Here is a 22,565-nt window from a genome sequence, read left to right on the forward strand (position 1 = left end):
AAGAACACGTTTATGAAGGGATTTCTACAGCAACTTTTTGACTATAACTTTTTTTGCAATAAAAAGTTGATAGAGCAGTCTATTGCGCTTAAGGAAGTCCCGCAGGAATCGCAAAAGTTATTTAGCCATATCCTTAATGCACATCATATTTGGAATCATCGCATTCTTGAAGAAGACTCCAAGTTTGGGGTTTGGCAGGAACACGATTTGGATACCTGGCAAGACCTGCATTATGATAACCAACGTACTTCTTTCGAAATAATAACAAATACAGAGGATTTTGGAAAACGGATTGCCTACGAAAACAGTGAAGGCAGGGCCCACGCCAATGAGCTCAAGGATATCCTGGTTCATATCGTTAACCATTCCACCCATCACCGAGGTCAGATTTTGACCAATTTTAGGGAGTCGGGAATTGTGCCGGAACCCTTGGACTACATTTTTTATAAAAGATAATTTTAATATGACACTTAAGACAAAGTTTCAGCTTTCTTTCATGATGTTTCTGGAGTTCTTCATCTGGGGAGGCTGGTTTGTTACTTTGGGCACTTTTTTGGGAAACAATTTAAATGCCAATGGAGGTGAGATTGCGCAGGCTTTTTCAACCCAATCGTGGGGAGCCATCATAGCTCCTTTTATCATTGGCCTTATTGCAGACCGCTATTTTAATGCCGAACGGATATTGGGAATTCTTCATTTACTTGGAGCATTTTTGATGTACCAAATGTATAATGCAGATGGATTTTCTGTGTTTTACCCCTATGTGCTGGGTTATATGATCATTTATATGCCCACTTTGGCCCTGGTGAACTCCATTTCGTTCAACCAGATGTCCGATCCTGCCAAAGAGTTTTCCCCTATTCGGGTTTTTGGAACTATAGGTTGGATAGTTGCCGGTCTTGTCATCAGCTATGCATTTTTATGGGATTCTCCTGAGGGAATCCAATCGGGCATGCTAAAGAACACCTTTTTAATGGTGGCTATTGCTTCAGCTTTACTCGGGATATTTAGTTTCACTTTGCCCAAAACTCCTCCAAGGGTAAAAAAAGATGAAAAAGTAAGTGTTTCGAGGCTCTTGGGTTTGGATGCTTTAAAGCTGTTGAATGACAGGAATTTCTTGATATTTTTCTTTTCATCAGTCCTGATTTGTATTCCCTTGGCGTTTTACTATCAGAATGCCAATCCATTCCTGTCCGAGATTGGAATGCAGAATCCAACTGGAAAAATGACCATTGGTCAGGCCTCTGAAGTTGTTTTTATGCTATTGCTACCGTACTTCTTTAAGAAGTATGGCTTCAAAAAAACAATAATGGCGGGCATGTTGGCATGGACATTACGCTATTTGTTGTTTGCCTATGGCAATGCCGGTGAGATGGCATTTATGTTGCTGACGGGAATTGCACTGCACGGCATATGCTATGACTTTTTCTTCGTATCCGGCCAAATATATACCGACTCAAAAGCTGGTGAAAAATATAAGAGCGCAGCGCAGGGACTCATTACCTTGGCCACTTATGGAGTAGGGATGTTGATCGGATTCTGGATTGCAGGTAAAATCACGGACATGTACCTAATTTCAGAAAATGTACACAACTGGGAGAAAATCTGGATTATACCATCGCTTTTTGCTTTGGTAGTACTCTTTTTGTTCATGATCCTATTTAAAAAGGAAGAGGTTTCCTATAAATCGTAACTAAACCAAAAACTAATATCAACCATGGAAAACGTTAACAAGAATCGATTATTTGTAGCATCATGTATAGCCTTGCTGGTCACGGCTATGACTTTTGCCATACGGGCACGACTGGAAACGGTCTTTGGTCCTGAAGGTATAGGACTGACCCTGGAACAGATAGGATGGGCCTTTACACCTGCGTTTTTTGGATTTACCCTGGCCATGATCTTTGGTGGAATCTTAGTGGACACCTTAGGGATTAAAAAAATTACATGGTTGGCCTTTATTACCCATGCCATTGGGATAACATGGACTTTGTTGGCAAGAGACCAGACCTCACTTTTTTTGGCAACCCTTTTTGTGGGTATAGGAAATGGAATGGTGGAAGCCGCGCTCAACCCGATGATTGCTTCAATGTATTCGGAGAATAAAACCAAAATGCTGAACAGGTTCCACATATGGTTCCCAGGGGGAATTGTTATTGGATCTATAGTGGGTTGGTTGATTATGGATGTCCTTGGCCTTAGCTGGCAGATTATGGTAGGAGTACTTTATATTCCATTGGTAATATATGGTCTTATGTTTTGGGGGCAACTTTTTCCTGTTACCGAAAGGGTGAAACTTGGGGTGAGCAATAAGAAAATGTTCGCCAGTGTTGCAAAGCCGTTGTTCATTTTTATGGTCATTTGCATGTTTCTGACCGCTGCCACCGAATTGGGCACCAACCAGCGAATAGAGTCCTTATTAAAATCTACCGTTGCTGTTCCGTTATTGGTATTGGCTTTTATAAATGGCATTATGGCGGCCGGACGAGCCTTTGCGGGTCAGGTGGTCCACAAGTTAAAGCCTGAAGGGATGTTACTTTTCTCAGCGGTCTTTGCTTTTCTAGGTCTGTGGTTGCTTACCATAACCAGTGGTCCAATGACATTTTTTGCAGCGGCCGTTTTTGCAGTAGGAATCACGTTCTTTTGGCCTACAATGCTTTCCTTTGTGGCTGAATATATACCTGAGAGTGGAGCTTTGGGACTGTCCATAATGGGAGGGGCCGGAATGTTCTCGGTTTCCTTGATTTTACCGATTATGGGAAATATTATTGACAACGCAAGTGCTAATGATGCACTTAAAATCATGTCGGCCTTACCGGCAATTCTTATTGTTCTGTTCATAGCATTGAACGTATATATGAGAAAAAGAAAAACTAACACAAAAGCAGCTTAAAAAAGAAAAACAAATGCCCAAAAAAATTAGACTTGGAATCCTTGGAGGAGGAGGGGACTCCCTTATTGGTGTGCTACATAGAGTAGCATCTTTCATCAATGACAATTATGAAATTGTTGGTGCGGTCTTCAATCCAAATTTTGAGGAAAACGTAAACTTTGCAAAAGAAATAGACGTTCCTACAAACCGTATCTATAAAGATTTTGATACGTTGGTCGAGGAGGAGATGAAGCTTCCTCCGGAGGAGCGTATTCAGGTCTGCTCCATTTTGACTCCAAACTTTCTTCATTTTCCCATGGCTAAAAAGTTATTGGAAAATGGATTTCACGTTATCTGTGAAAAACCCATGACCACTACCTATGAAGAAGCCAAAATTCTTCAAGATACATTGACAAAGGCCGGAACTGTATTTGCTGTTACCCATACCTATACTGGGTATCCTATGGTTCGTCAAATGCGGGAAATGATCAAGGAAGGTGTATTGGGAAAAATCCATAAGGTGGATGCCCGATACTATCAAGGATGGATAAATGAGATTATTCATGACAAGGAAAAACGCTCTACGGTATGGAGATTAGATCCCAAAAAAGCAGGAATCAGTTCCTGTATGGGAGATATTGGGGTACACGCTTTCAATATGATTGAATTTACTACAGGACTACAGGTAAAATCGTTGCTTTGCGATTTCAACTATCTCTATGATGATAACCAAATGGATGTGGATGGAACCGTTCTAATTCGGATGGACGAACATGTTAAAGGAATTATTAGGGCAAGTCAGGTGGCCACCGGTGAAGAAAATGGTTTGGCCATTGCCATTTATGGTGAAAAGGGAGCCTTTAGGTGGGAACAGGAGAAGCCCAATTTTCTATATAGACTGAGTGACACTGAGCCAGTTCAAATTTATAAGCCTGGGCATGCGTATAATTCCAAGCTTTCCTTGGATGGTACAAAACTACCCCCAGGTCACCCAGAAGGAATATTTGATGCTATGGCAAACATCTATTTAGGAGTTGCCAGAGCAATCCGTGGCGAAGAGTACAATGATGGTGAGTTTCCAACAATGTTGGACGGGGTACGGGGATTGAATTTCATTGAAAATACAGTCGCTTCCCACAAACAAGGAAATGTTTGGGTAGAGATGGATTAGACACTATTGTATATTTTAATTGATATTAGCAGATGGCCGCTTTAAGCGGCCATTATTTTTGAAAAAGTTTTTCAAACTCCTCAAAAACTACGATCATACTTTCTCTCGGAGTTTTTCCAAATTCCTCTAATTCGCGGTTATAGTAATCCCAATGGGTTTTTTTCCAATGTTCCAGGCTTTTATCACCTTCGCCTTCCAAACGGGCATGTTCCTCTCGGATGGCAAAATAAGGTACCAATCGCACTGCTGTAGTGCGGATAACACATTTTGCCTTACCGCTCCAATCGGTAACCACGGCAAAATCACCTATTTTCGGAAGGTCTTCATGTCTCAATTGCAATCCCAAAAGAGAATGTGAAGTAGCTCTTTTAACGTCTTTACAAACTAAGTCTAAACAAGTATTTGCATCCTTTTCATTATCACAAAAATGAATGACTTTTGGGGCGTCCTCAGAAGCAAATTCCAAATGTTTGTCTAAAAAGTCCCCCCACAGATTTCGGGCAGAAGCGTTTTCCATAAGTAGAGTTTAAGAAAATTTATGTTGTTTAAATTGTTGGGCTGCATGGTTGGCCGCTCTCGCGGTGAATGCCATATAGGTCAATGAAGGATTAACACAACTGGCAGAGGTCATAAAAGCTCCATCGGTAACATACACATTGGGAACATCATGAACCTGATTGTTTCTATTGACCACCGAAGTTTTGGAACTATGCCCCATTCTGGCTCCTCCCATTTCGTGAATACCGAGACCGGGACCTGTATCATTGTCATATTCTTGAACATCTCTAAAACCAGCTGCTTCTAGCATTGCTTTGGCCTCTTTTTTAATAGATTCCCTCATGTTCAGTTCATTTTCTTTGAATTCTACATCAAAGTCCAGTTGAGGGAGTCCCCATTTATCCTTTTTATCATTGCTCAAGGTTACGCGATTGTCATGATAGGGTAATATTTCGCCAAAGCCGGACATTCCAATTTCCCAGCCACCTGGTTTGGCAAGCACTTCTTTCAACGCTTCGCCATAACCCACTTCGGCTACCATTTCTGACCAATTACCTCTACTAGCTCCACCTTGGTATCCAAAGCCACGTATAAAGCTTTCTCTCTCGGTGTTTGCACCAAGATTCACAAAACGCGGAATATAGAATCCATTAGGTCTTCTCCCTTTATAATATTTATCCAAATAGCCATCAACTTTGGCTGAAGCACCAACTTGGTAGTGATGATCCATAATATTTCTACCTACCTGATCATGGTTGTTTCCCATGCCATTGGGGAAGGACTTGGATTTCGACTGCAATAATATTCCGACCGAGGCCATGGCCGAGGCACACAAGAACACTATTTTACCCTTGAACTCATGTTTTTTATGGGTGATAGCATCAATTACTCTAACGCCTGTGGCTTTTTTCAAGTTTTCATCATAGATGACTTCATGTACAATGGAGTTGGGGCGCAAGGTCATGTTTCCGGTACGCTCGGCAGCTGGAAGCGTGGACGAATTACTGCTAAAATACCCGCCAAAGGGGCATCCGCGCCAACATCTATTTCGGTATTGACAAGTACCCCTGCCTTCAAATCTTGTGGTTTTTTCCGTGATATGTGCAGCTCTTCCTATGGTGAGCAATCTACCATCATCAAAGTTATTCCCCAGTGACTCTTGAAATTCCTTTTCAACACAATTGAGTTCCATCGGAGGCTGAAACTTTCCATCTGGCAGCTGTTCAAGCCCCAAATTTTGACCACTTACTCCAATAAAGGTTTCCACTTTGTCATACCAAGGGGAGATGTCCTTATAGCGTACCGGCCAATCCACTCCATGACCATCTTTCTTGTTGGCTTCAAAGTCAATATCACTCCAACGATAACTTTGTTTTCCCCAGGTAATGGAACGCCCGCCAACATGGTATCCCCTGATCCAATCAAAGCGTTTGGTTTCTTGATATGGATGCTCTAGGTCATTTACAAAAAAGTGCTTAACATCGTCTTTGGGAGCCCAACCTAATCGACCCTGTTTTGGATATTTTTCCTTGTCCTCCCTGGACAGTTCTCCTTTGTAGGGCATGTCCCAAGGGTCCCAGTTCATGGTCTTATAATCCACAATGTGTTCCACCATGGGGCCACGCTCCAGAACAAGAGTTTTGAGCCCGTTTTCACAAAGCTCTTTGGCTGCCCATCCACCACTTATTCCAGTACCTACAACAATGGCGTCATAAACAATATTTTCGTTCACTTTTAAGCTGTTTTAATTGTCCGTTATACCTATATTTATGTCATTCTACGAGAATCGTGAAAATATCATAGTTTTTTTCTTAAATATAGAAGATAAATCCTAATGTTTTAAGGATTTACGTACTCTAAAAAAACAATTTCGATGAAAACAATAAAGGGACCGGCTGTATTTTTAGCACAATTTGTGGACAGCCAACCTCCGTTCAATTCTTTGGATGGATTATGTAAGTGGGCTTCAGATCTGGGATACAAGGGAATACAAATTCCTACATGGGAGAAGTTTCTGATAGATTTGGACAAAGCTGCCGAGAGTCAAGACTATTGTGATGAGCTCAAGGGAAAAATAAATTCCTATGGGCTGGAAATTACTGAGCTGTCCACCCATTTACAGGGCCAATTGGTAGCCGTGCACCCCGCCTATGATATCATGTTCGACAACTTTGCTCCTGATTCCCTTAAAGGGAAACCTAAAGAGCGCACCCAATGGGCCATTGAAACTGTAAAGAAGGCCGCAACAGCGAGTCGAAGACTGGGCATAAAAGCGCATGCTACATTTTCCGGTGCTTTACTCTGGCATACTTGGCACCCTTGGCCTCAAAGACCAGCAGGATTGGTTGAAATGGGATTTGAAGAACTGGCCAAAAGATGGATGCCAATTTTGAACCATTTTGATGAAGAAGGCGTGGATGTGTGCTATGAAATTCATCCGGGAGAGGATTTGCATGACGGAGATACCTTTGAACGGTTTCTTGAAGCTACCGGGAACCATAAAAGAGTAAACATTCTGTATGATCCCAGCCATTTTGTGCTTCAGCAATTGGACTATATCACATATATAGATCACTATCATGAATTCATCAAATCTTTCCATGTGAAGGATTCCGAATTTAATCCAACGGGAAAAAAAGGAGCTTTTGGAGGATATAATGATTGGGGAGATAGAGCAGGTCGCTATAGATCTTTGGGTGATGGACAAATTGATTTTAAGACCATTTTTTCCAAACTTACCCAATATGGATGCGATGTCTGGGCAGTAATGGAGTGGGAGTGCTGCATTAAAAGTCCGGAGCAGGGAGCCCGTGAGGGTGCCAAGTTTATACAAGATCACATCATAGAGGCAACCACAAAGACCTTTGACGATTTTGCAGGTGCCGAAATAGACAAAGAAAACCTTAAAAAAATACTTGGACTATGAATAAAGTAATTGGAATACTTCTAGTAATATTCATTATGGGCTGTAAGGAAAAAAATAAAAATCAAGAAGTGGATTCCGATCCACTTTCTGGAACTGAAATGGAAACTCCAAAAGCATCCAATGAGGAATGGTCTGTTTTGTTTGATGGATCTTCATTTGATAGTTGGCATTTCTACAATGGCGGGGATATCGAAGAACCTTGGAAGTTAGAGGATGGCGCCATGACCTTTTATCCGCCGGCGGAAAGACAAGAAGGTGTAAGTTATAATATTGTGACGGACAAGGAATACACAAATTTTGTACTTTCCTTGGAATGGAAAATCTCAGAAGGGGGCAACAGCGGTATTTTCTGGGGCGTTGCGGAAGACGAAAAATTTGGACAACCCTACTTGACAGGACCAGAAATCCAGGTATTGGATGATGAGGCACATCCCGATGCCAAAAATGGTACCACGCATCAGGCTGGAGCATTATATGATATGATTGCTCCTTCGGAGAAAGTTGTAAAAGCAGCGGGAGAATGGAATCAGGTTGAATTAATGGTCAACCATGAGACCAATTCAGGCCATGTGATTCTCAATGGTAAAAAGATTGTTGAATTTCCAGTTCATGGTCCGGATTGGGATGCTATGGTGGCCAATTCCAAATTTGCGGATTGGGAAGGTTTTGGAGCCTACACCACAGGAAAAATTGGACTACAAGACCATGGCGATATTGTGTCGTACAGAAATATTAAAATAAAAGAACTTTAATCCATTGAAAAAAAAGAACATTGTTTTAGCACTATGCGCCTTTGTTGGGGCCATAACATTTGGCCAGGAAAAGGAACCTACAGTGCCAGAAGCAACGGAGATCTATGAGCCTGTTCCTCCAAAAGTGATTCCAGGAAAGAACGGGTCGGCTCCAAGCGATGCCATTGTCCTTTTTGATGGAAGCAATCTAGACCAATGGATCAGCGCAGTGGACAGCACTGTAGCCAAATGGCACCTCAACAGGGATGGTAGTATGACCGTTAAGGATAAAACAGGGGATATCCAGACCAAACAGAATTTTGGGAGTGTGCAGCTCCACATTGAGTGGAGGTCACCCGCTGAAGTAAATGGGGAAGGGCAAAGCAGGGCAAACAGCGGTGTTTTTCTGTCAGGCCTGTACGAAATACAGGTATTGGACAACAATGATAATTCCACTTATGTGAATGGTCAGGTGGGGTCTATTTACAAACAGCATGTACCACTGGCCATGGCCTCGGTGCCTTCAGGTGAATGGAATTCTTACGATATCATCTATCATGCTCCAGAGTTTGAAAAAGGCCAAAAAGTAAAGTCAGGTACCCTTACAGTTATCCAGAATGGAGTGTTGATTCAGGATAATGTTGAAATCAAGGGAACTACACCGTACATTGGATGGCCCAAGAACCCGCCACATGGGAAAGGACCCCTTAGGCTTCAAGACCATAGGGACAATAGCAGGGTGAGCTATAGAAACATCTGGCTACGGGAACTCGATTAAAAGAACTGCTTCGAAAACCTAATCTCAGCAGCAAAGGGCCAATGGCTATTTTGGTTACCTTTGCCAAAATTTAACCATTCTGTATGATTCAATCCATGACAGGCTTCGGAAAGCATGTGGTACAACTGCCTTCCAAAAAAATTACCGTGGAACTTAAATCGCTCAACAGTAAAAATCTGGATATCAATGCCAGAATCCCCCAGGCCTATCGAGAAAAAGAACTGGAGATACGCAAAATGATTGCTGATTCCTTGGTTCGTGGCAAGGTGGACTTGGGACTTTATGTTGAGATTACTGGAGAAGACACCACCGCAGAGGTCAATGAGGGAGTAGTCAGAAAGTACATGAACCAACTTTCCAATATCGCGAAAGGAGATGACCTAAAGTTAATGGAAATTGCACTCCGGATGCCGGATACCTTAAAGACGGACAAGGACGATATTGATGAGGCCGAATACAAAGCCATAAAGGATGCTGTAAAAAAGGCCCTATTGGAAATAGGATCTTTTAGAAGTGAAGAGGGCAAGGTGTTGGAAAAAGACTTTGTAGATCGCCTAAAGACGTTGAACGATTTGTTGAAAAAAGTGGATGCCCTAGATCCAGAACGATTGGGAACCATTAGGGAAAGGTTGGAGCGTGCCGTATCTGAACTCGAGGTAGAAGTTGATGCCAATAGGTTTGAACAGGAGCTAATCTACTATCTGGAAAAGTATGACATCACCGAAGAAAAGGTAAGATTGACCAACCACTTGAACTATTTTGAGACCACATTGCATTCAAAGGATTCCAACGGAAAAAAACTCGGATTCATTGCTCAGGAAATTGGTAGGGAGATCAACACTATTGGTTCCAAGGCCAATTATGCCCCAATGCAACAACTGGTAGTGCAGATGAAGGACGAATTGGAGAAGATCAAAGAACAAATGTTGAACGTGCTATGACGAAGGGAGGAAAACTAATTATTTTTTCTGCTCCTTCGGGCAGTGGAAAAACTACCATTGTTAGACACCTTTTGAATCAACCTGAACTTAATCTGGCCTTTTCGGTCTCCGCTACGTCCAGACCTCCCAGAGGGGAAGAGAAGGATGGAGTGAACTACTATTTCATATCCATTTCAGAATTTAAGCAACATATTAAAAATGATGATTTTTTGGAATGGGAAGAGGTGTATCGGGACAATTTCTACGGCACCTTGAAAAGCGAAGTAGAGCGACTTTGGGCAGAGGGCAAAAATGTGATTTTTGATATTGACGTGGTAGGCGGACTTCGAATAAAAAAGAAGTTCCCTGATGAAACTTTAGCCGTATTTGTGAAGCCCCCAAGTGTGGATGAGCTCAAAATTCGACTTAAGAAGCGCAGTACGGAGAGCGAGGACAAGATCAACATGAGAGTAGCCAAGGCATCAGTTGAACTAGCTACGGCTCCGCAATTTGACAAGGTAATCAAGAACTACGACCTAAATATTGCCCTTGAGGAAGCCCATAGGTTGGTAGCCGATTATGTTGGGGCAGAAATGAGTTCAGAAGAGGAATAGAAAAATGAAAAAAGTAGGTCTGTTCTTTGGCACATTCAATCCCATACACATTGGCCATTTGGCCATAGCAAACCATATGGCCGAGTTTTCAGACCTAGATGAAGTCTGGTTTGTTATTACACCGCAAAGTCCTTTTAAAACCAAGCAGTCTTTGTTGGATAACCATCATCGTCATCAAATGGTTTATGAGGCCGTAAAGGAGTATCCCAAACTTAAGCCCAGTAAAATAGAATTTGATCTTCGCCAACCCAATTATACCATTAACACACTGGTTCATTTAGAAGAACAGTATGGGGAAGATTACCAATTTTGTCTTATTATGGGAGAGGACAATTTAAAAGGGTTCCATAAATGGAAAAACTATGAGACCATTTTAGAAAATTACTCTATTTATGTGTACCCCAGAATTTCAAGCGGAAAAGTGGAACACAGCTTTAAAGACCATCCTAAAATCACCAAAATTGATGCTCCGATTATGGAAGTCTCGTCCACATTTATTCGAAAAGCCCATAATGCTGGACAAAATATCAGGCCACTTCTTCCTGAATCCGTTTGGAAGTACATGGATGAAATGAATTTCTACCGATAAGAAATTGGATTAATCTTGTTGGGCGGTTACAACCCCAACCATACTGTCCGCTGTTCCATAGTACAAATACCAAGTTCCGTTGAACAACACCAAACCTTCCAAGAAAGTGGTTCCGTCTTTGTACTGCCCAGATTTTTCAAATGGCAGTTCCGGTTTTATGAAAGGGTTCTCGGTACGGTCCAATAATTTCCAGGGCTCCTTGGAATCATAAAGAGCTTGTCCGCCAGTATAAATACGATTTCCCAGCTCTTTTACTCCAATGTTTTTAGAATTTCCCGCATTGTAAAGGACTACAATACCATCTTCGGTAAGCAGTGGTGGTGGTCCGGCCTCTACCAACCAAGAATCAAAATAACCCGGTCTTGGGCTTAATACCGGAGCTAAACTCCCTTCATAGGTTTCCACGGGTTCCCAATCTATTAGATTGTCAGAGCTGGCCAACCAAATGTGGGGCACGCCATAGTACATCCAATATTTTCCATTGATTTTGGCAGCTACCAACTTTCCATTCTTGAGTTCGGTTACGATGGCACCTGACTTTGTCTCTCGATTTAGGTATTGCCCATTTTTGTGCTTTTGAAAAACAGGGCCATGCTTTTCCCAATGAACAAGATCTTTGGAAGTTGCCACCGCCAATCTTGGGACCTCTCTGTTCCATTGGGTATAGGTTAGGACGTAAAGTCCTTCAGAAGTTTCAACAATCCTGGGGTCTTCGGTACCTCCAGGCCATTCATTGCCTTTTTGGTTGTCTGGACCCGGGTAAAAGACTGGGGTAGTTCTTTTGGAGTATGAAGCGCCATCTTTGGAAACAGCCAATCCAATTCTTGACCGATGTCCGCCAATTTCTTTGTCACCTAACTTTTCTTCTGCCCGATAAAGAACATGGATAGTGCCATCCTTTACTATGGCAGCTGGATTAAAGGTAGCCATGGACTCCCAATGTGCAGTCTCACCTGTAATCGGGTCTTTAAATGATGATTTTGAATCCTTTTGAAGAATGGGTTGGGCATTCGATGGACGTTCAAAAGGCCCCATCATCCAGGATTTCTCTTTTTCTTGGGAATAGATAGTGGCGACTGAAATCAGCCCCACATAGAAAAGTAGGTATAAACGTGTCATTATTTGGTTGTTTTTTGAAGAATATCAGTTCCTAAGTGCCTATCATCACTATTTACATACCAGGCCCGTGTCTTGGGCATCTTAATACCGTTAATCTCTTCCAATCCTTTCAACAGGATATATTCGCCATCGTTTTTGCTTTCATCATGATAGAATTGATAAATTTCCATAGCATAGGAATTCGGGTCAAAATAAAAATACCAGACATCTTTGCCGACGCTTTCTTCGTAATCAACCTTAAGCACCAAATATTCCTTTCCCTTAAAAGTTTTGGTCTGAACTTTCGGGTCCAACTTGGTTCCAGGGTCGTTTAACTTCATAGGTAACCCATAGAGGTAGGTATAGTAATTACGCATCATGGTTCCCCGCTCACAGGTCAATCTGTAGGTTTTCCTGTCCGCTTCCGATATGTCCGTGGATCCATTAAGGGTAGTTTTGCACGACTGTTTGTCAAAGGTATAGGCATAGGACGCTCCGTCTTTTTCAACCTGAAGGTTGAACTGCTGATTGGGATTGTCCATGGTTATGGTACTCAATCTATCGCTAGAATTGGGTGTTTCCATAAGGACCTGGAAATTGCCTTCAAAGGATTTCCATTTACCGTCTGGGTCATGAAAGGCAATGGCCTTTTCTAAAAGTTCTTTACCAGTAAGGTTCTGTGCTTGAGATACGGTGCAACAACAAAATGCTGCTAGTAGAATGAAATAACGCATGCAGCAAAAATAAACAAAACTATGAGTTCTTATTGCTTATCTATTCTTGCAGGCTCCACGGTACTATCATGTTCCGTGTAATATAGCTCAAGGAGCTTCATGGTAGACTTTACCAAATCTTTGCTTTCGGTCAAAAAGGAAAAGTACAGGGTGGTGTTTTTGGGGCTGGATTCCTCTGTTCGGGTTCTGGCCACCTGTTTTTCGATTTTGTCAGAAACCAAATCAAAAAGCTCATCTTTTTGCCCGAGAATCGACCCGATTTTTTCGAAAGTCCTGGCTTGAAAAATCTCTTGTGTCCCTTCAAAAAGTTCCTCCATGGCCACATCAAGCTCTTTAAGTTCCTTTATCTGGGTGTATTTGAGCTTTTTATGGTTGTTGTGTACATGTTTGTAGCCCAATGTGCCGATGTATTCAAGGGATTGGGAAAGATCCTGCAAATGCCCAAGCAAGGTAATGTAGAAGTTACTGGCACCTCCCACACTGGACTCATCCAAATTCTTTATGAAATAAAAGATGTTGTTTTTTAAGTCATCAATCTCTTTGGACATTTTATTGATTCCTTTCCTGTTCTTTCTCAAGGTTTCAATATCATGTCTGGCCAGACCATTTACAGAATTGGTGTAGATCCTGTTGCTTCTTTTAATCATGTTGCCGATGTTGTCGGCACTTTCCTCAATAACACCTTGTATCGAGCTGCTTTCGGCTTTTCTTAGGCTATCTTCGGCCTTTATTACCTTGGTTTTCTTATTGTGGGAAATGTAGTTGCGCAACAGAATAGTGGCGGCAATGACCAATAGCAGGACTAAGGAAACAGCTTTGCCAATATGCAACAGGTATGCGATTACGGCAGCTGCTGCAAAAGCGCTTAAGGCGGTAAAGAACCATCCTCCGATTACATTCAATACACCTGCAACTCTATAAACAGCGCTCTCTGCGCCCCATGCCCTATCTGCCAGGGAAGTACCCATGGCTACCATAAAGGTAACATAGGTGGTGGATAAAGGCAGCTTCATTGAAGTGGCAATTGAAATAAGTACACTTGCCACCATAAGGTTTACAGAGGCCCTTACCATATCAAAAGCAGGCATATCCTGAACCTTGCTCTTGGGAACATACACATAGGGTACCACAAATCGCTTGTCCACCTTACTTTGAAGTGAAGCAGGGATAACTTTGGATAGGTTTTCAAAAGCTGCAATGCTGAACTTAACAATTTGTCTGGATAGATAGTTGGGTTGAAAACGCTCCTCTCCTTCATCTTGCCTTGCCAAATCTACGCTTGTCTTTACCACACTTTTGGCTTTTGAAGAAAACCAAAGGGTTACTACCATGATTATGCCTGAAAACAGAAGAAGCAATGTAGGGGTTCTTACCGCTGCAGAAAGACCGCTCATGTTGAATTCTGCCGGAGCTATCCCCGAAGCCTGCCAATCTTGAAAAGATTGAAGCGCAGCAATAGGCACACCAATAAAATTCACCAAATCATTACCGGCAAACGCCATGGCCAAAGCAAAAGTTCCGAAACCAATGACCAAACGGTATACGTTAAACTTGAGGAAAGTTGCAAACGCATAGGAAATCAGGGTCCATACAACACAGTTCAATAAAATAAAGAGTTCTGGTTGCGAAGAAACAAAATCAGACAGCCCGCCATTAAAAATGGCAGCACTTTTTAGACCTTTTACCAAGATGAAATAGACAATGGCTGTAATGGCCAGTCCCCCAAAAACGGATTCCACCCATTTTGATTTGTCCTTGTAATCAAAAGATATCAGCAATCTGGATATAAACTGAACAATCGCACCAATAGTAAATGCTATAAAAACAGATAAAAGAATTCCGAAGATAATTTCTGCGGCCTTATCTGTGTTGATATAGGTTCCCAAGTCGGAAAACCCACCGTCAATCTTAACTATTTTAACCAATGAAATGGCTACCGAAGCACCCAGTAATTCAAATACAATGGATACGGTGGTTGATGTGGGCATTCCTAGGGTGTTGAAGAAATCCAACAGCAGGATATCCGTAATCATCACGGCCATAAAAATGAACATGATTTCTTCGAAAACGAATTCACCAGGGTTAAAGATTCCTTTTCTTGCTACCTCCATCATGCCGCTTGATGACAGCGCACCAAAAGCAATACCAACACTTGCAACGATCATAATGGTCCTAAAGGATATGGCCTTGGAACCTATGGCTGAGTTCAAGAAGTTAACAGCATCATTACTAACACCAACGACCAAATCTGTTATTGCCAAAATTCCCAAGGCAACAACCATAAAAATGTAGATATTCTCCCCCATCAATTAAGAAATATGACAAAAATGCCACTATAATTCTGCACCAAGGTTAATAAAATGTTACCAAATAATACGCATTAAAAGGGAATAATTCTGCAGTGCTGGGCCAAAAACTATCTTTTGATATATCTTCGCCACAAATAGGACTGACCATGGACTGGGAACGTTTACTTTCCTTAAAACGATTTGGAGATACTCATAAAAGACTTCGCAAAGAACAGCAAGAAACCCGATTGGGTTTTGAGGTAGATTATGACCGTATTATTTTCTCCTCTGCATTCAGAAGTCTTCAGGACAAGACCCAGGTAATTCCCATGCCGATCAATGTTGGGTCTTCCAAGGATTTTGTGCACACTCGACTAACCCATAGTCTCGAGGTGTCTGTTGTGGGCCGAAGTCTGGGAAGAATTGCAGGGCAGCAAATTTTGGCCAAACATCCGTATTTAGCTGAGGTGCATGGATATCATTTTAATGATTTTGGGGCTATTGTTGCTGCAGCGGCACTTGCCCATGACATTGGCAACCCTCCGTTTGGGCATAGTGGTGAAAAGGCTATCGGCAATTATTTTGAGCAAGGAAACGGAAAGAAATACCGGTCAGTACTTTCTAAGGAAGAATATCAGGATTTAATTGATTTTGAAGGGAATGCCAATGGGTTTAAACTGCTTACAGAGTCTAAGGAAGGCGTTCCCGGGGGACTTAGACTCAGTTATGCTACTTTGGGAGCCTTTATGAAGTACCCCAAAGCATCATTGCCCAAAAAACCATCACCTCATATTGCTGACAAGAAATTTGGATTTTTTCAATCAGAACAGGATTCTTTTAAAGAGGTTGTGGAGGAAATAGGTCTGGTGGCCAATCCAAATAACCCTGGTATAGGATTCTACAGGCACCCTTTGACCTATTTGGTGGAAGCGGCCGATGATATTTGCTATACGATCATAGATTTTGAGGACGGTATTAATTTGGGGCTTGTTCCCGAGGAATATGCGTTGGAATATCTCATCAACTTGGTAAAAGACAAAATCAACGTAAAAAAGTACAATGCCATAGCCAATTCCAGTGACAGATTAAGCTATTTAAGAGCTTTGTCCATTAATGCATTGATTACGGATGCCGTGGATGTTTTTGTTCAGCACGAAGAGGAAATATTAAATGGAAGTTTTGACTGTGCATTGCTGGACAAGGGCAAGTATCAGGCCCAAATATCCGATGTAATCAAATTAAGCGTTGAAAAAATCTATCAGTCCAATGAAGTAATCGATAAGGAATTGGCAGGATACAAAATAATCTCTGACTTGCTCGATATATACACTACGGCTTTGGTGAACCAGAGTGAAGGTATTGATACCAATTACGACCGACTACTTATCAAAAGCCTACCGGAAGATTATCGAAATACAGAGTTGTCCCTGTACCAGATTTTACTGAATACGTGTTGTTTTGTCGCCAGTCTTTCCGACAGTGCCGCCGTACGCATCCATAACAAAGTTATGGGGAGACAGGTTTAGGTTTAGAAAGTATAAAGGAACCCCACGCCCAACAATTGCTTAAACTGTATTCTGGGGATGCCAGGGTCTATTATGGTTCCATTATCTGCCACCACCTCATCAAACTTAATATCGTCATCAAAAATGAGGTGCGTTCCTATATTGGCGTTGATATATTGATTGACCTTTAGATTGAAATTGAGCTCCCAATCCACATCAATGTTCCCAAAACTCCGTAGATAATCGGTATAAAGATTGATCCTGTGATTCATGAGCACGTTTTTCAGGATTTCTTTTTCCCATGTATTGGTGACCAAAAATCCAAGTTCCAGGAAAAGATGCTCTCCTTCATTAACTCCGAAAGCACCCTGATTGGAAAGTCTATCATCCAAAACAAAGGTAGATTTCATAGTGGCAGGGGAGATGTATAGATTGAATTTCTTTTCGGCCGGAATGTATGACGTACCCATACCTACGAAAAGATATCCTGGAGACATGAACCTTGAGATGGGAGTGTCCCTATCCGGATATTTGAAACCATTGGAGAACTGCGTATTGAAGTTCATCTTTACGGAATAGTACCAATTGGTAATGGTATCCTTTCGGAAACTTATAGTGGATGACAATCTAATTTGGTCATCCGTTTTTCTCAATTTCCTTCCCTCTTGCGCATTGAGTCCGTACCGTAACGTAGCCTGATTGTTCCAGTTGAAATACCGGAATTTGTAATTTCTTGAAAAACGGGCACTTGCCAGGGCCGATACCGAATTGTCTCCACCCGCGTTCCAGTTTACAAAAGCGACTTCATTGATATTGAGTCCAAACTCATTCACTTTGTCCCAGAAAGAGGTGGGAACAAAGCGCTTGTACCATCTGCTCAGTGGTTTTACCCTGTTCAGCACAGTCCTAGGGTCCGTTAGCTTTGCACTTCGGGTAAGGTATTTTAGTTTAACATCTTTGATGCGGACTACTTGAAAACCAGTTTCAGTGCTGTCCGGCTCAAAAGCTTGTATTCGGTTTATTTGGGCATTGGTAGAAAAAGAAAGAAAAACAAAAAGGATTAAAAGACATAGTTTTCTCATTGGTTTAAGGTTGATTGTATATAGGATTTTATTGCCTCAAAATCTATACCAGCCATGCGATGTGTCTCTAGAATTGTTCCATGTTCAACAAACCTGTCCGGAACCCCAAAAATCTTAACGGATTTGTTCAGTTTTTCTTTGTTGGCAAACTCTAGAATCGCTGATCCAAATCCGCCCATGGCACAACCATCTTCCACTGTAATAATATGGTCGTATTGAGTATAGATTCTAAGAAGTGTTTTTTCATCCAAGGGTTTTACAAAACGCATATCGTAGTGGCCTATGCTTTCTGGCTGGTTTATTTCCGTTAGCATTTTGGCGACTACATTTCCGATATGACCTATGGTCAACACCGCAATTTTTGAACCTTCCTTAAGACAACGTGCAGTACCTATTGCAATGGGTTCAAAATTATTATCCCACTCCAACAGTACTCCTCGCCCTCTGGGGTATCGTATTGCAATTGGACCATCAAGTCCGAGTTGAGCCGTGTACATGATGTTTCGAAGTTCCATTTCGTTCATGGGAGAAAAAATGGTCAGGTTGGGGATGCATCTCAGATAGGCCAAATCAAATACTCCGTGATGCGTGGGTCCATCTTGACCCACAAGACCGGCTCTATCCAAACAAAAAATGACAGGTAGTTTTTGAAGAGCTACATCATGAATGACCTGATCATATGCCCGTTGTAAAAAAGTTGAGTAGATATTGCAGAAAGGAATCAATCCTTGTGTGGCCATTCCGGCGGCCAAAGTTACTGCGTGTTGTTCCGCAATACCCACATCAAATGCTCTTTCTGGAATCTTTTCCATCATAAACTTAAGAGAACTGCCTGTTGGCATGGCTGGAGTGATGCCCACAATTTTTTTGTTTTTTTCTGCAAGCTCAACCAAAGTATGCCCAAAAACATCTTGATATTTTGGAGGAAGTGGTTCTACTGTTTTTTTGATGCGCTCTCCTGTTACTTTGTCAAATTTTCCAGGCGCATGATAGACCACTTGATTTTCTTCTGCTTTTTTTAAGCCTTTTCCTTTTGTGGTTATAATATGAAGCAGTTTAGGACCCTTAACAGATTTTAATCGCTCTAACTCCTGTATCAACAATGGTAGGTTATGCCCATCAATTGGACCGGAATAATCAAGGTTGAGGCATTCAAAGATGTTTTCATCCTTGGCCGTTCCAGATTTTACATTGGTGAGGTATTTTTTCAGAGCGCCAACACTTGGATCTATTCCAATGGCATTGTCATTGAGCACAATTAGGGCATTTACATCGGTGACCCCAAGGTGGTTCAATCCTTCAAAGGCCATTCCACTGGCAATGGAAGCGTCTCCAACTACCGCAATATGTTGTCTGTTATTTTCTCCATTTAACTTGGAAGCCAGAGCCATGCCCAAAATAGCAGAAATGGAGGTAGAGCTATGCCCAGTTCCAAAGTCATCGTATTCACTTTCACTTCGTTTTGGAAAACCACTGATGCCTCCTAACTGTCTATTGGTATCAAAGATTTCTTTCCTTCCTGTCAAAATCTTATGGCCATAAGCTTGATGGCCCACATCCCAAATGAGCTTGTCGTTTGGAACATCAAATACGTAGTGGAGTGCAATAGTAAGTTCCACTACGCCCAAACTGGCTCCTAGATGGCCTTCTTTGACAGCAACGATATCAATAATAAATTCCCGGAGATCTTGTGCAAGTTGTGGTAGCTTTTCCAAAGGTAGCTTTTGAAGATCAGCGGGAGAGTTGATATGTGTTAAAAGTTTTTTCAAGAAATCAAAAGACAAAAATACCCATTATCGCCAAAATTATTTTATGTTTAGTTTAGCTGACTCAAACCTTTTTAAAATTGTGGAAAACCCCTTTGACGATACATACTTCATGAAAAAAGCCCTACAAGAGGCAGAACTGGCCTTTGAAAGTGGGGAAGTCCCAGTAGGTGCTGTGGTTACCGTTGACAATAGAATTATTGGCAGAGCGCATAACCTTACCGAACGGTTAATGGATGTAACCGCCCATGCAGAAATGCAGGCCATTACCGCGGCCTCCAATTTTTTGGGAGGGAAGTATCTCCATGGATGCACGCTGTATGTAACCTTGGAACCGTGTCAAATGTGTGCGGGGGCATTGTACTGGAGCCAGATTTCCAGAATTGTCTATGGCGCACCAGATTTAGAAAGGGGGTTTAATGTTATGGGAGGGCACCTTCATCCAAAAACAGAGATAGTTGGAGGCATTCTTGAGTACGAGGCATCAGAATTGTTGAAGCGCTTTTTTATTCAAAAAAGAAACCTGAACTAAACAAAAAAACCCTGGTGATGTACCAGGGCTTGTTCATAATCAAAATAAAATATTGTTGTTAGATTACTTGCACTTGTGCAGCAACCACTCCTTTTCTTCCTTCTTCTTCTTGGTATTCTACTTTGTCACCTTCGTTTAATTCAACTCCGTTCAATGCAGTAACATGAACAAAGATGTCTTTTCCTGTTTCGTCGTTGGTAATGAATCCGTAACCTTTGGATTCATTAAAAAATTTTACTGTGCCAGTCATTAAAAAAAAATAAATGTTAAAACGCGAAGGTAGGTTATTTTGTGTGCCCTTGGATAAAAAGGGCTTTAAATCTTTGGAAAATTATTGATTTTCGGATTTTTTCTGCTCCTTGGCCTGCATTTTCTTAATATTCTCTTTGGTCAACATATAATCTTTCATGTCTTTGCCCTTACTTTCTTTGAACAAAAAGAGGGGCATGGCAATCAAAAACAGACCAACGGTTCCCATTCCGATGTATTTGTTGGCAGTACTCAAATCTTCTTCTTTTATGGAGAAACCATATATGATAGAACCAAAGGAAATGAGAACTACGAAGACAACAATATATTTTAACCAGGTTTTCATCGGGTATTGGTGATTAATTTTCTACGATATGCGGTCAACAGCTTGGATTTTGAAATAAACCCAAGATATTTTCCATCTTTTATTACAGGGAGGTTCCAAGCTCCACTGTCCTGAAACTTTTGCATTACCTGTTTCATGTTATCAGTTTCATAGAAAATATGTTCTGGTGCTCCGTGCATTAAATTTTCTACAAAAATGGAATCATAGAGCTCAATATTGAACATGAAGTCCCTAATGTCGTCCAAAACAATAATTCCCATTAGCTTTTCTTCGTCATCCAACACTGGAAAAATATTTCTTTTGGATTTGGAAACAGATTCATGCAACATTTCTCCAAGGGACATCTTTGGGTGTACCGGCTTAAAGTTCTTTTCAATCACGGCGTCCATTTCCATAAGACCCAATACCATATGATCCTTATCGTGGGTCAGAAGTGCTCCGATTTTGGCCAACTCTTTGGTATAAATGGTATAGTCCAACGCATTTTTGGTCATTAAATAGGATATGGAAGCGGTAATCATCAAGGGGACAAAAAGCTGATAGCCCCCGGTAATTTCTGCAATTAAGAAAATTGCCGTCAAAGGGGCATGAATTACACCGGCAATAAGTCCTGCCATACCAATAAGTGTAAAGTTGCTTTCCGAAACTGAAAATCCCAAACCCAAATTGTTGATGACTTTTGCAAGCACGTTGCCCAGCGCACTTCCCATAACCATGGTGGGGATAAAAATTCCACCAGCTCCACCTGCGGCAAAGGTTGTGGTCATGGCTATGGCCTTAAAAATTGTAATTCCAAACAAAAGAGCAATAACAACCCAAATGTTGTCTACAAAATCATCAAATGGGGTTTTCCCCAAGGCTTTTAAATGGTCTCCATCCAGCAGGTTATTGATAAAACCAAAACCTTCCCCATAGAGTGGGGGAATAGCATAGAGCATAATTCCAATGGCCATACCACCTACCAACAATTTATACTTGGGACTCTTGAATCGTTTAAAAAAGTTGAAGATGGCAAAATACATCTTTGTAAAATAGATGGAGGCAACAGCAGTTCCCAATCCCAAAAGAATGTAAAAAGCGGTGTCCTTTAGCTGAAAACCTTCGGACAATGAAAAACTGAACAAGGCTTCATTCCCTAAGAAGAAATAAGAAGTAAGAACACCAGAGATTGATGCCAAAAGCAGAGGGAGCACTGATAACATGGTAAGGTCCAATGTGAAGACCTCTACCGCAAAAATGATGGCGGCAATAGGGGACTGGAAAATGGAGGCAATGGCTCCGGAAGATGCACAGGCAACCAGTAGGGAACGGGTTTTAGCGTCTATGTGAAACAATTTACTAAGGTTGGAGCTCAATGCAGATCCGGATTTTACCGCGGGACCCAATAGCCCTACAGAACCACCAAAACCAACAGTGAGAGGAGCAGCGACCAAAGGAGTATAAATATCTTTTAATCTTAGCAGCCCTTTTTTCTTTGAAAGTGAAAAGATTATTGAAGAAACAGCATGTTGAATGGGCTCTTTATGTACAAATTTGACGTATAGAAATACCAGGGCCAGGCCTACAGTGGGTAAAACAAAGTACAACTGATTCTGTGAAAAAACGACACCCATTTTTAACACCGACTCTATAAAATAGGTCATGTTCTTTAGGGTAACAGCTACAAGACCTGCCAAAAAACCTACCACTACGCTCATGATATGCACAAAAGTCTTGTTGGAGATATTCTTGTATCGCCATTTTAAAAATTTGCGAAGGAGTTTCTTAGTGTCTGGCATATCTTATTCTGGGCGAAGAATAATAATTTTCAAAAATAGTAAGTAAAAGATGCCTTTTAAAATAATCTCACATTAGAAGTGCCAAAAC

Annotated in this window: 22 protein-coding genes; 12 read left to right on the top strand and 10 right to left on the bottom strand. The window is 41.5% G+C overall.

Annotation, left to right across the window (positions count from 1 at the left end; genetic code table 11):
* Window positions 1–12 precede the first annotated feature (12 nt).
* The 4 genes from DX873_RS11670 to DX873_RS11685 are packed head-to-tail and all read left to right on the top strand — an operon-like array spanning window position 13 to window position 4,043.
* Entirely contained in the window at window positions 13–456 is a 444-nt protein-coding gene (locus DX873_RS11670) for a DinB family protein (protein WP_116184608.1), read from the top strand.
* 7 nt (window positions 457–463) lie between these two features.
* Complete coding sequence (locus DX873_RS11675; protein WP_116184609.1) at window positions 464–1,693, top strand: nucleoside permease; 1,230 nt, start codon at window positions 464–466, stop codon at window positions 1,691–1,693.
* A gap of 24 nt (window positions 1,694–1,717) precedes the next feature.
* On the top strand, window positions 1,718–2,893 hold the full coding sequence (locus DX873_RS11680; RefSeq protein ID WP_116184610.1) for an MFS transporter: 1,176 nt from the start codon (window positions 1,718–1,720) through the stop codon (window positions 2,891–2,893).
* Window positions 2,894–2,906: 13 nt separating this feature from the next.
* Window positions 2,907–4,043, top strand: a complete 1,137-nt coding sequence (locus DX873_RS11685; protein WP_116184611.1) for a Gfo/Idh/MocA family protein — start codon at window positions 2,907–2,909, stop codon at window positions 4,041–4,043.
* Window positions 4,044–4,095: 52 nt separating this feature from the next.
* On the opposite strand, the gene DX873_RS11690 is transcribed toward DX873_RS11685, so the two are convergent.
* On the bottom strand, window positions 4,096–4,560 hold the full coding sequence (locus tag DX873_RS11690) for an ASCH domain-containing protein (protein WP_116184612.1): 465 nt from the start codon (window positions 4,558–4,560) through the stop codon (window positions 4,096–4,098).
* A gap of 9 nt (window positions 4,561–4,569) precedes the next feature.
* Window positions 4,570–6,273 (bottom strand): GMC oxidoreductase, encoded by a 1,704-nt coding sequence (locus DX873_RS11695; protein ID WP_116184613.1) that lies wholly within the window; start codon window positions 6,271–6,273, stop codon window positions 4,570–4,572.
* Between the two features lie 141 nt (window positions 6,274–6,414).
* Between DX873_RS11695 and DX873_RS11700 the strand changes: the two genes are divergently transcribed.
* The 6 genes from DX873_RS11700 to nadD all read left to right on the top strand — a co-directional run bounded on the left by DX873_RS11700 (window position 6,415) and on the right by nadD (window position 11,099).
* The gene (locus DX873_RS11700) at window positions 6,415–7,467 is read left to right on the top strand and encodes a sugar phosphate isomerase/epimerase family protein (RefSeq protein WP_116184614.1); all 1,053 of its coding nucleotides are present in this window, start codon (window positions 6,415–6,417) and stop codon (window positions 7,465–7,467) included.
* Window positions 7,464–8,219: a 3-keto-disaccharide hydrolase gene (locus DX873_RS11705; protein WP_116184615.1), complete on the top strand. Its 756-nt coding sequence runs from the start codon at window positions 7,464–7,466 to the stop codon at window positions 8,217–8,219. Before DX873_RS11700 ends, DX873_RS11705 begins: the two co-directional genes overlap by 4 nt.
* 19 nt (window positions 8,220–8,238) lie before the next feature.
* Window positions 8,239–8,976, top strand: coding sequence for a 3-keto-disaccharide hydrolase (locus tag DX873_RS11710; protein ID WP_232520923.1), 738 nt, complete (start codon window positions 8,239–8,241; stop codon window positions 8,974–8,976).
* An 83-nt stretch (window positions 8,977–9,059) separates the two neighbouring features.
* Window positions 9,060–9,917 carry a YicC/YloC family endoribonuclease gene (locus DX873_RS11715; RefSeq protein ID WP_116184617.1) on the top strand — a complete coding sequence of 286 codons (858 nt, stop codon included), beginning with the start codon at window positions 9,060–9,062 and terminating at the stop codon, window positions 9,915–9,917.
* The gene (gmk, locus tag DX873_RS11720) at window positions 9,914–10,510 is read left to right on the top strand and encodes a guanylate kinase (RefSeq protein WP_116184618.1); all 597 of its coding nucleotides are present in this window, start codon (window positions 9,914–9,916) and stop codon (window positions 10,508–10,510) included. The genes DX873_RS11715 and gmk overlap by 4 nt, the downstream gene beginning before the upstream one ends.
* 4 nt (window positions 10,511–10,514) lie before the next feature.
* On the top strand, window positions 10,515–11,099 hold the full coding sequence (gene nadD, locus DX873_RS11725; protein ID WP_116184619.1) for a nicotinate (nicotinamide) nucleotide adenylyltransferase: 585 nt from the start codon (window positions 10,515–10,517) through the stop codon (window positions 11,097–11,099).
* 9 nt (window positions 11,100–11,108) lie between these two features.
* On the opposite strand, the gene DX873_RS11730 is transcribed toward nadD, so the two are convergent.
* Genes DX873_RS11730 through DX873_RS11740 form a run of 3 tightly spaced genes read right to left on the bottom strand, consistent with a single transcriptional unit; the run spans window position 11,109 to window position 15,237 of the window.
* The gene (locus tag DX873_RS11730; protein ID WP_116184620.1) at window positions 11,109–12,218 is read right to left on the bottom strand and encodes a glycoside hydrolase family 130 protein; all 1,110 of its coding nucleotides are present in this window, start codon (window positions 12,216–12,218) and stop codon (window positions 11,109–11,111) included.
* Window positions 12,218–12,931: a DUF6503 family protein gene (locus DX873_RS11735; protein WP_116184621.1), complete on the bottom strand. Its 714-nt coding sequence runs from the start codon at window positions 12,929–12,931 to the stop codon at window positions 12,218–12,220. Before DX873_RS11735 ends, DX873_RS11730 begins: the two co-directional genes overlap by 1 nt.
* Window positions 12,932–12,960: 29 nt before the next feature.
* Window positions 12,961–15,237 (bottom strand): inorganic phosphate transporter, encoded by a 2,277-nt coding sequence (locus tag DX873_RS11740; protein WP_116184622.1) that lies wholly within the window; start codon window positions 15,235–15,237, stop codon window positions 12,961–12,963.
* Between the two features lie 149 nt (window positions 15,238–15,386).
* On the opposite strand from DX873_RS11740, the gene dgt reads away from it, so the two are divergent.
* Window positions 15,387–16,745: a dGTP triphosphohydrolase gene (gene dgt, locus DX873_RS11745; RefSeq protein ID WP_116184623.1), complete on the top strand. Its 1,359-nt coding sequence runs from the start codon at window positions 15,387–15,389 to the stop codon at window positions 16,743–16,745.
* Between the two features lie 2 nt (window positions 16,746–16,747).
* Here dgt and DX873_RS11750 read toward each other — a convergent pair whose 3' ends face one another.
* Both DX873_RS11750 and DX873_RS11755 read right to left on the bottom strand, forming a co-directional pair.
* Window positions 16,748–17,806: a DUF3078 domain-containing protein gene (locus tag DX873_RS11750; RefSeq protein ID WP_116184624.1), complete on the bottom strand. Its 1,059-nt coding sequence runs from the start codon at window positions 17,804–17,806 to the stop codon at window positions 16,748–16,750.
* On the bottom strand, window positions 17,803–19,575 hold the full coding sequence (locus DX873_RS11755) for a 1-deoxy-D-xylulose-5-phosphate synthase (protein WP_116184625.1): 1,773 nt from the start codon (window positions 19,573–19,575) through the stop codon (window positions 17,803–17,805). Before DX873_RS11755 ends, DX873_RS11750 begins: the two co-directional genes overlap by 4 nt.
* Window positions 19,576–19,654: 79 nt before the next feature.
* Here DX873_RS11755 and DX873_RS11760 point away from each other — a divergent pair, with 79 nt between their 5' ends.
* A complete protein-coding gene (locus DX873_RS11760) occupies window positions 19,655–20,104 on the top strand; it encodes a nucleoside deaminase (RefSeq protein ID WP_116184889.1) in 450 nt (149 codons plus the stop codon).
* Window positions 20,105–20,162: 58 nt separating this feature from the next.
* Here the strand turns inward: DX873_RS11760 and DX873_RS11765 are convergent, their stop codons facing one another.
* The 3 genes from DX873_RS11765 to DX873_RS11775 form a co-directional block, all read right to left on the bottom strand.
* Window positions 20,163–20,354: a cold-shock protein gene (locus tag DX873_RS11765; RefSeq protein ID WP_116184626.1), complete on the bottom strand. Its 192-nt coding sequence runs from the start codon at window positions 20,352–20,354 to the stop codon at window positions 20,163–20,165.
* Between the two features lie 81 nt (window positions 20,355–20,435).
* Window positions 20,436–20,699, bottom strand: coding sequence for a hypothetical protein (locus DX873_RS11770; RefSeq protein WP_116184627.1), 264 nt, complete (start codon window positions 20,697–20,699; stop codon window positions 20,436–20,438).
* Window positions 20,696–22,477, bottom strand: a complete 1,782-nt coding sequence (locus DX873_RS11775) for a chloride channel protein (protein WP_116184628.1) — start codon at window positions 22,475–22,477, stop codon at window positions 20,696–20,698. Before DX873_RS11775 ends, DX873_RS11770 begins: the two co-directional genes overlap by 4 nt.
* Window positions 22,478–22,565: the final 88 nt, after the last annotated feature.

The sequence above is a fragment of the Flagellimonas nanhaiensis genome, from assembly GCF_003382275.1.
Taxonomy (GTDB): Bacteria; Bacteroidota; Bacteroidia; order Flavobacteriales; family Flavobacteriaceae; genus Flagellimonas; species Flagellimonas nanhaiensis.

What these genes read in the sequence shown, in the direction of transcription:
- DX873_RS11680 (WP_116184610.1), top strand. Translation starts at nt 1,718, where the DNA reads ATGGAAAACGTTAACAAGAATCGATTATTTGTAGCATCATGTATAGCC.
- gmk (WP_116184618.1), top strand. Translation starts at nt 9,914, where the DNA reads ATGACGAAGGGAGGAAAACTAATTATTTTTTCTGCTCCTTCGGGCAGT.
- DX873_RS11750 (WP_116184624.1), bottom strand. Translation starts at nt 17,806, where the DNA reads ATGAGAAAACTATGTCTTTTAATCCTTTTTGTTTTTCTTTCTTTTTCT.
- DX873_RS11740 (WP_116184622.1), bottom strand. Translation starts at nt 15,237, where the DNA reads ATGGGGGAGAATATCTACATTTTTATGGTTGTTGCCTTGGGAATTTTG.
- DX873_RS11700 (WP_116184614.1), top strand. Translation starts at nt 6,415, where the DNA reads ATGAAAACAATAAAGGGACCGGCTGTATTTTTAGCACAATTTGTGGAC.
- DX873_RS11690 (WP_116184612.1), bottom strand. Translation starts at nt 4,560, where the DNA reads ATGGAAAACGCTTCTGCCCGAAATCTGTGGGGGGACTTTTTAGACAAA.
- DX873_RS11730 (WP_116184620.1), bottom strand. Translation starts at nt 12,218, where the DNA reads ATGACACGTTTATACCTACTTTTCTATGTGGGGCTGATTTCAGTCGCC.
- DX873_RS11685 (WP_116184611.1), top strand. Translation starts at nt 2,907, where the DNA reads ATGCCCAAAAAAATTAGACTTGGAATCCTTGGAGGAGGAGGGGACTCC.
- DX873_RS11675 (WP_116184609.1), top strand. Translation starts at nt 464, where the DNA reads ATGACACTTAAGACAAAGTTTCAGCTTTCTTTCATGATGTTTCTGGAG.
- DX873_RS11770 (WP_116184627.1), bottom strand. Translation starts at nt 20,699, where the DNA reads ATGAAAACCTGGTTAAAATATATTGTTGTCTTCGTAGTTCTCATTTCC.
- DX873_RS11735 (WP_116184621.1), bottom strand. Translation starts at nt 12,931, where the DNA reads ATGCGTTATTTCATTCTACTAGCAGCATTTTGTTGTTGCACCGTATCT.
- DX873_RS11775 (WP_116184628.1), bottom strand. Translation starts at nt 22,477, where the DNA reads ATGCCAGACACTAAGAAACTCCTTCGCAAATTTTTAAAATGGCGATAC.
- DX873_RS11715 (WP_116184617.1), top strand. Translation starts at nt 9,060, where the DNA reads ATGATTCAATCCATGACAGGCTTCGGAAAGCATGTGGTACAACTGCCT.
- DX873_RS11705 (WP_116184615.1), top strand. Translation starts at nt 7,464, where the DNA reads ATGAATAAAGTAATTGGAATACTTCTAGTAATATTCATTATGGGCTGT.
- dgt (WP_116184623.1), top strand. Translation starts at nt 15,387, where the DNA reads ATGGACTGGGAACGTTTACTTTCCTTAAAACGATTTGGAGATACTCAT.
- nadD (WP_116184619.1), top strand. Translation starts at nt 10,515, where the DNA reads ATGAAAAAAGTAGGTCTGTTCTTTGGCACATTCAATCCCATACACATT.
- DX873_RS11765 (WP_116184626.1), bottom strand. Translation starts at nt 20,354, where the DNA reads ATGACTGGCACAGTAAAATTTTTTAATGAATCCAAAGGTTACGGATTC.
- DX873_RS11670 (WP_116184608.1), top strand. Translation starts at nt 13, where the DNA reads ATGAAGGGATTTCTACAGCAACTTTTTGACTATAACTTTTTTTGCAAT.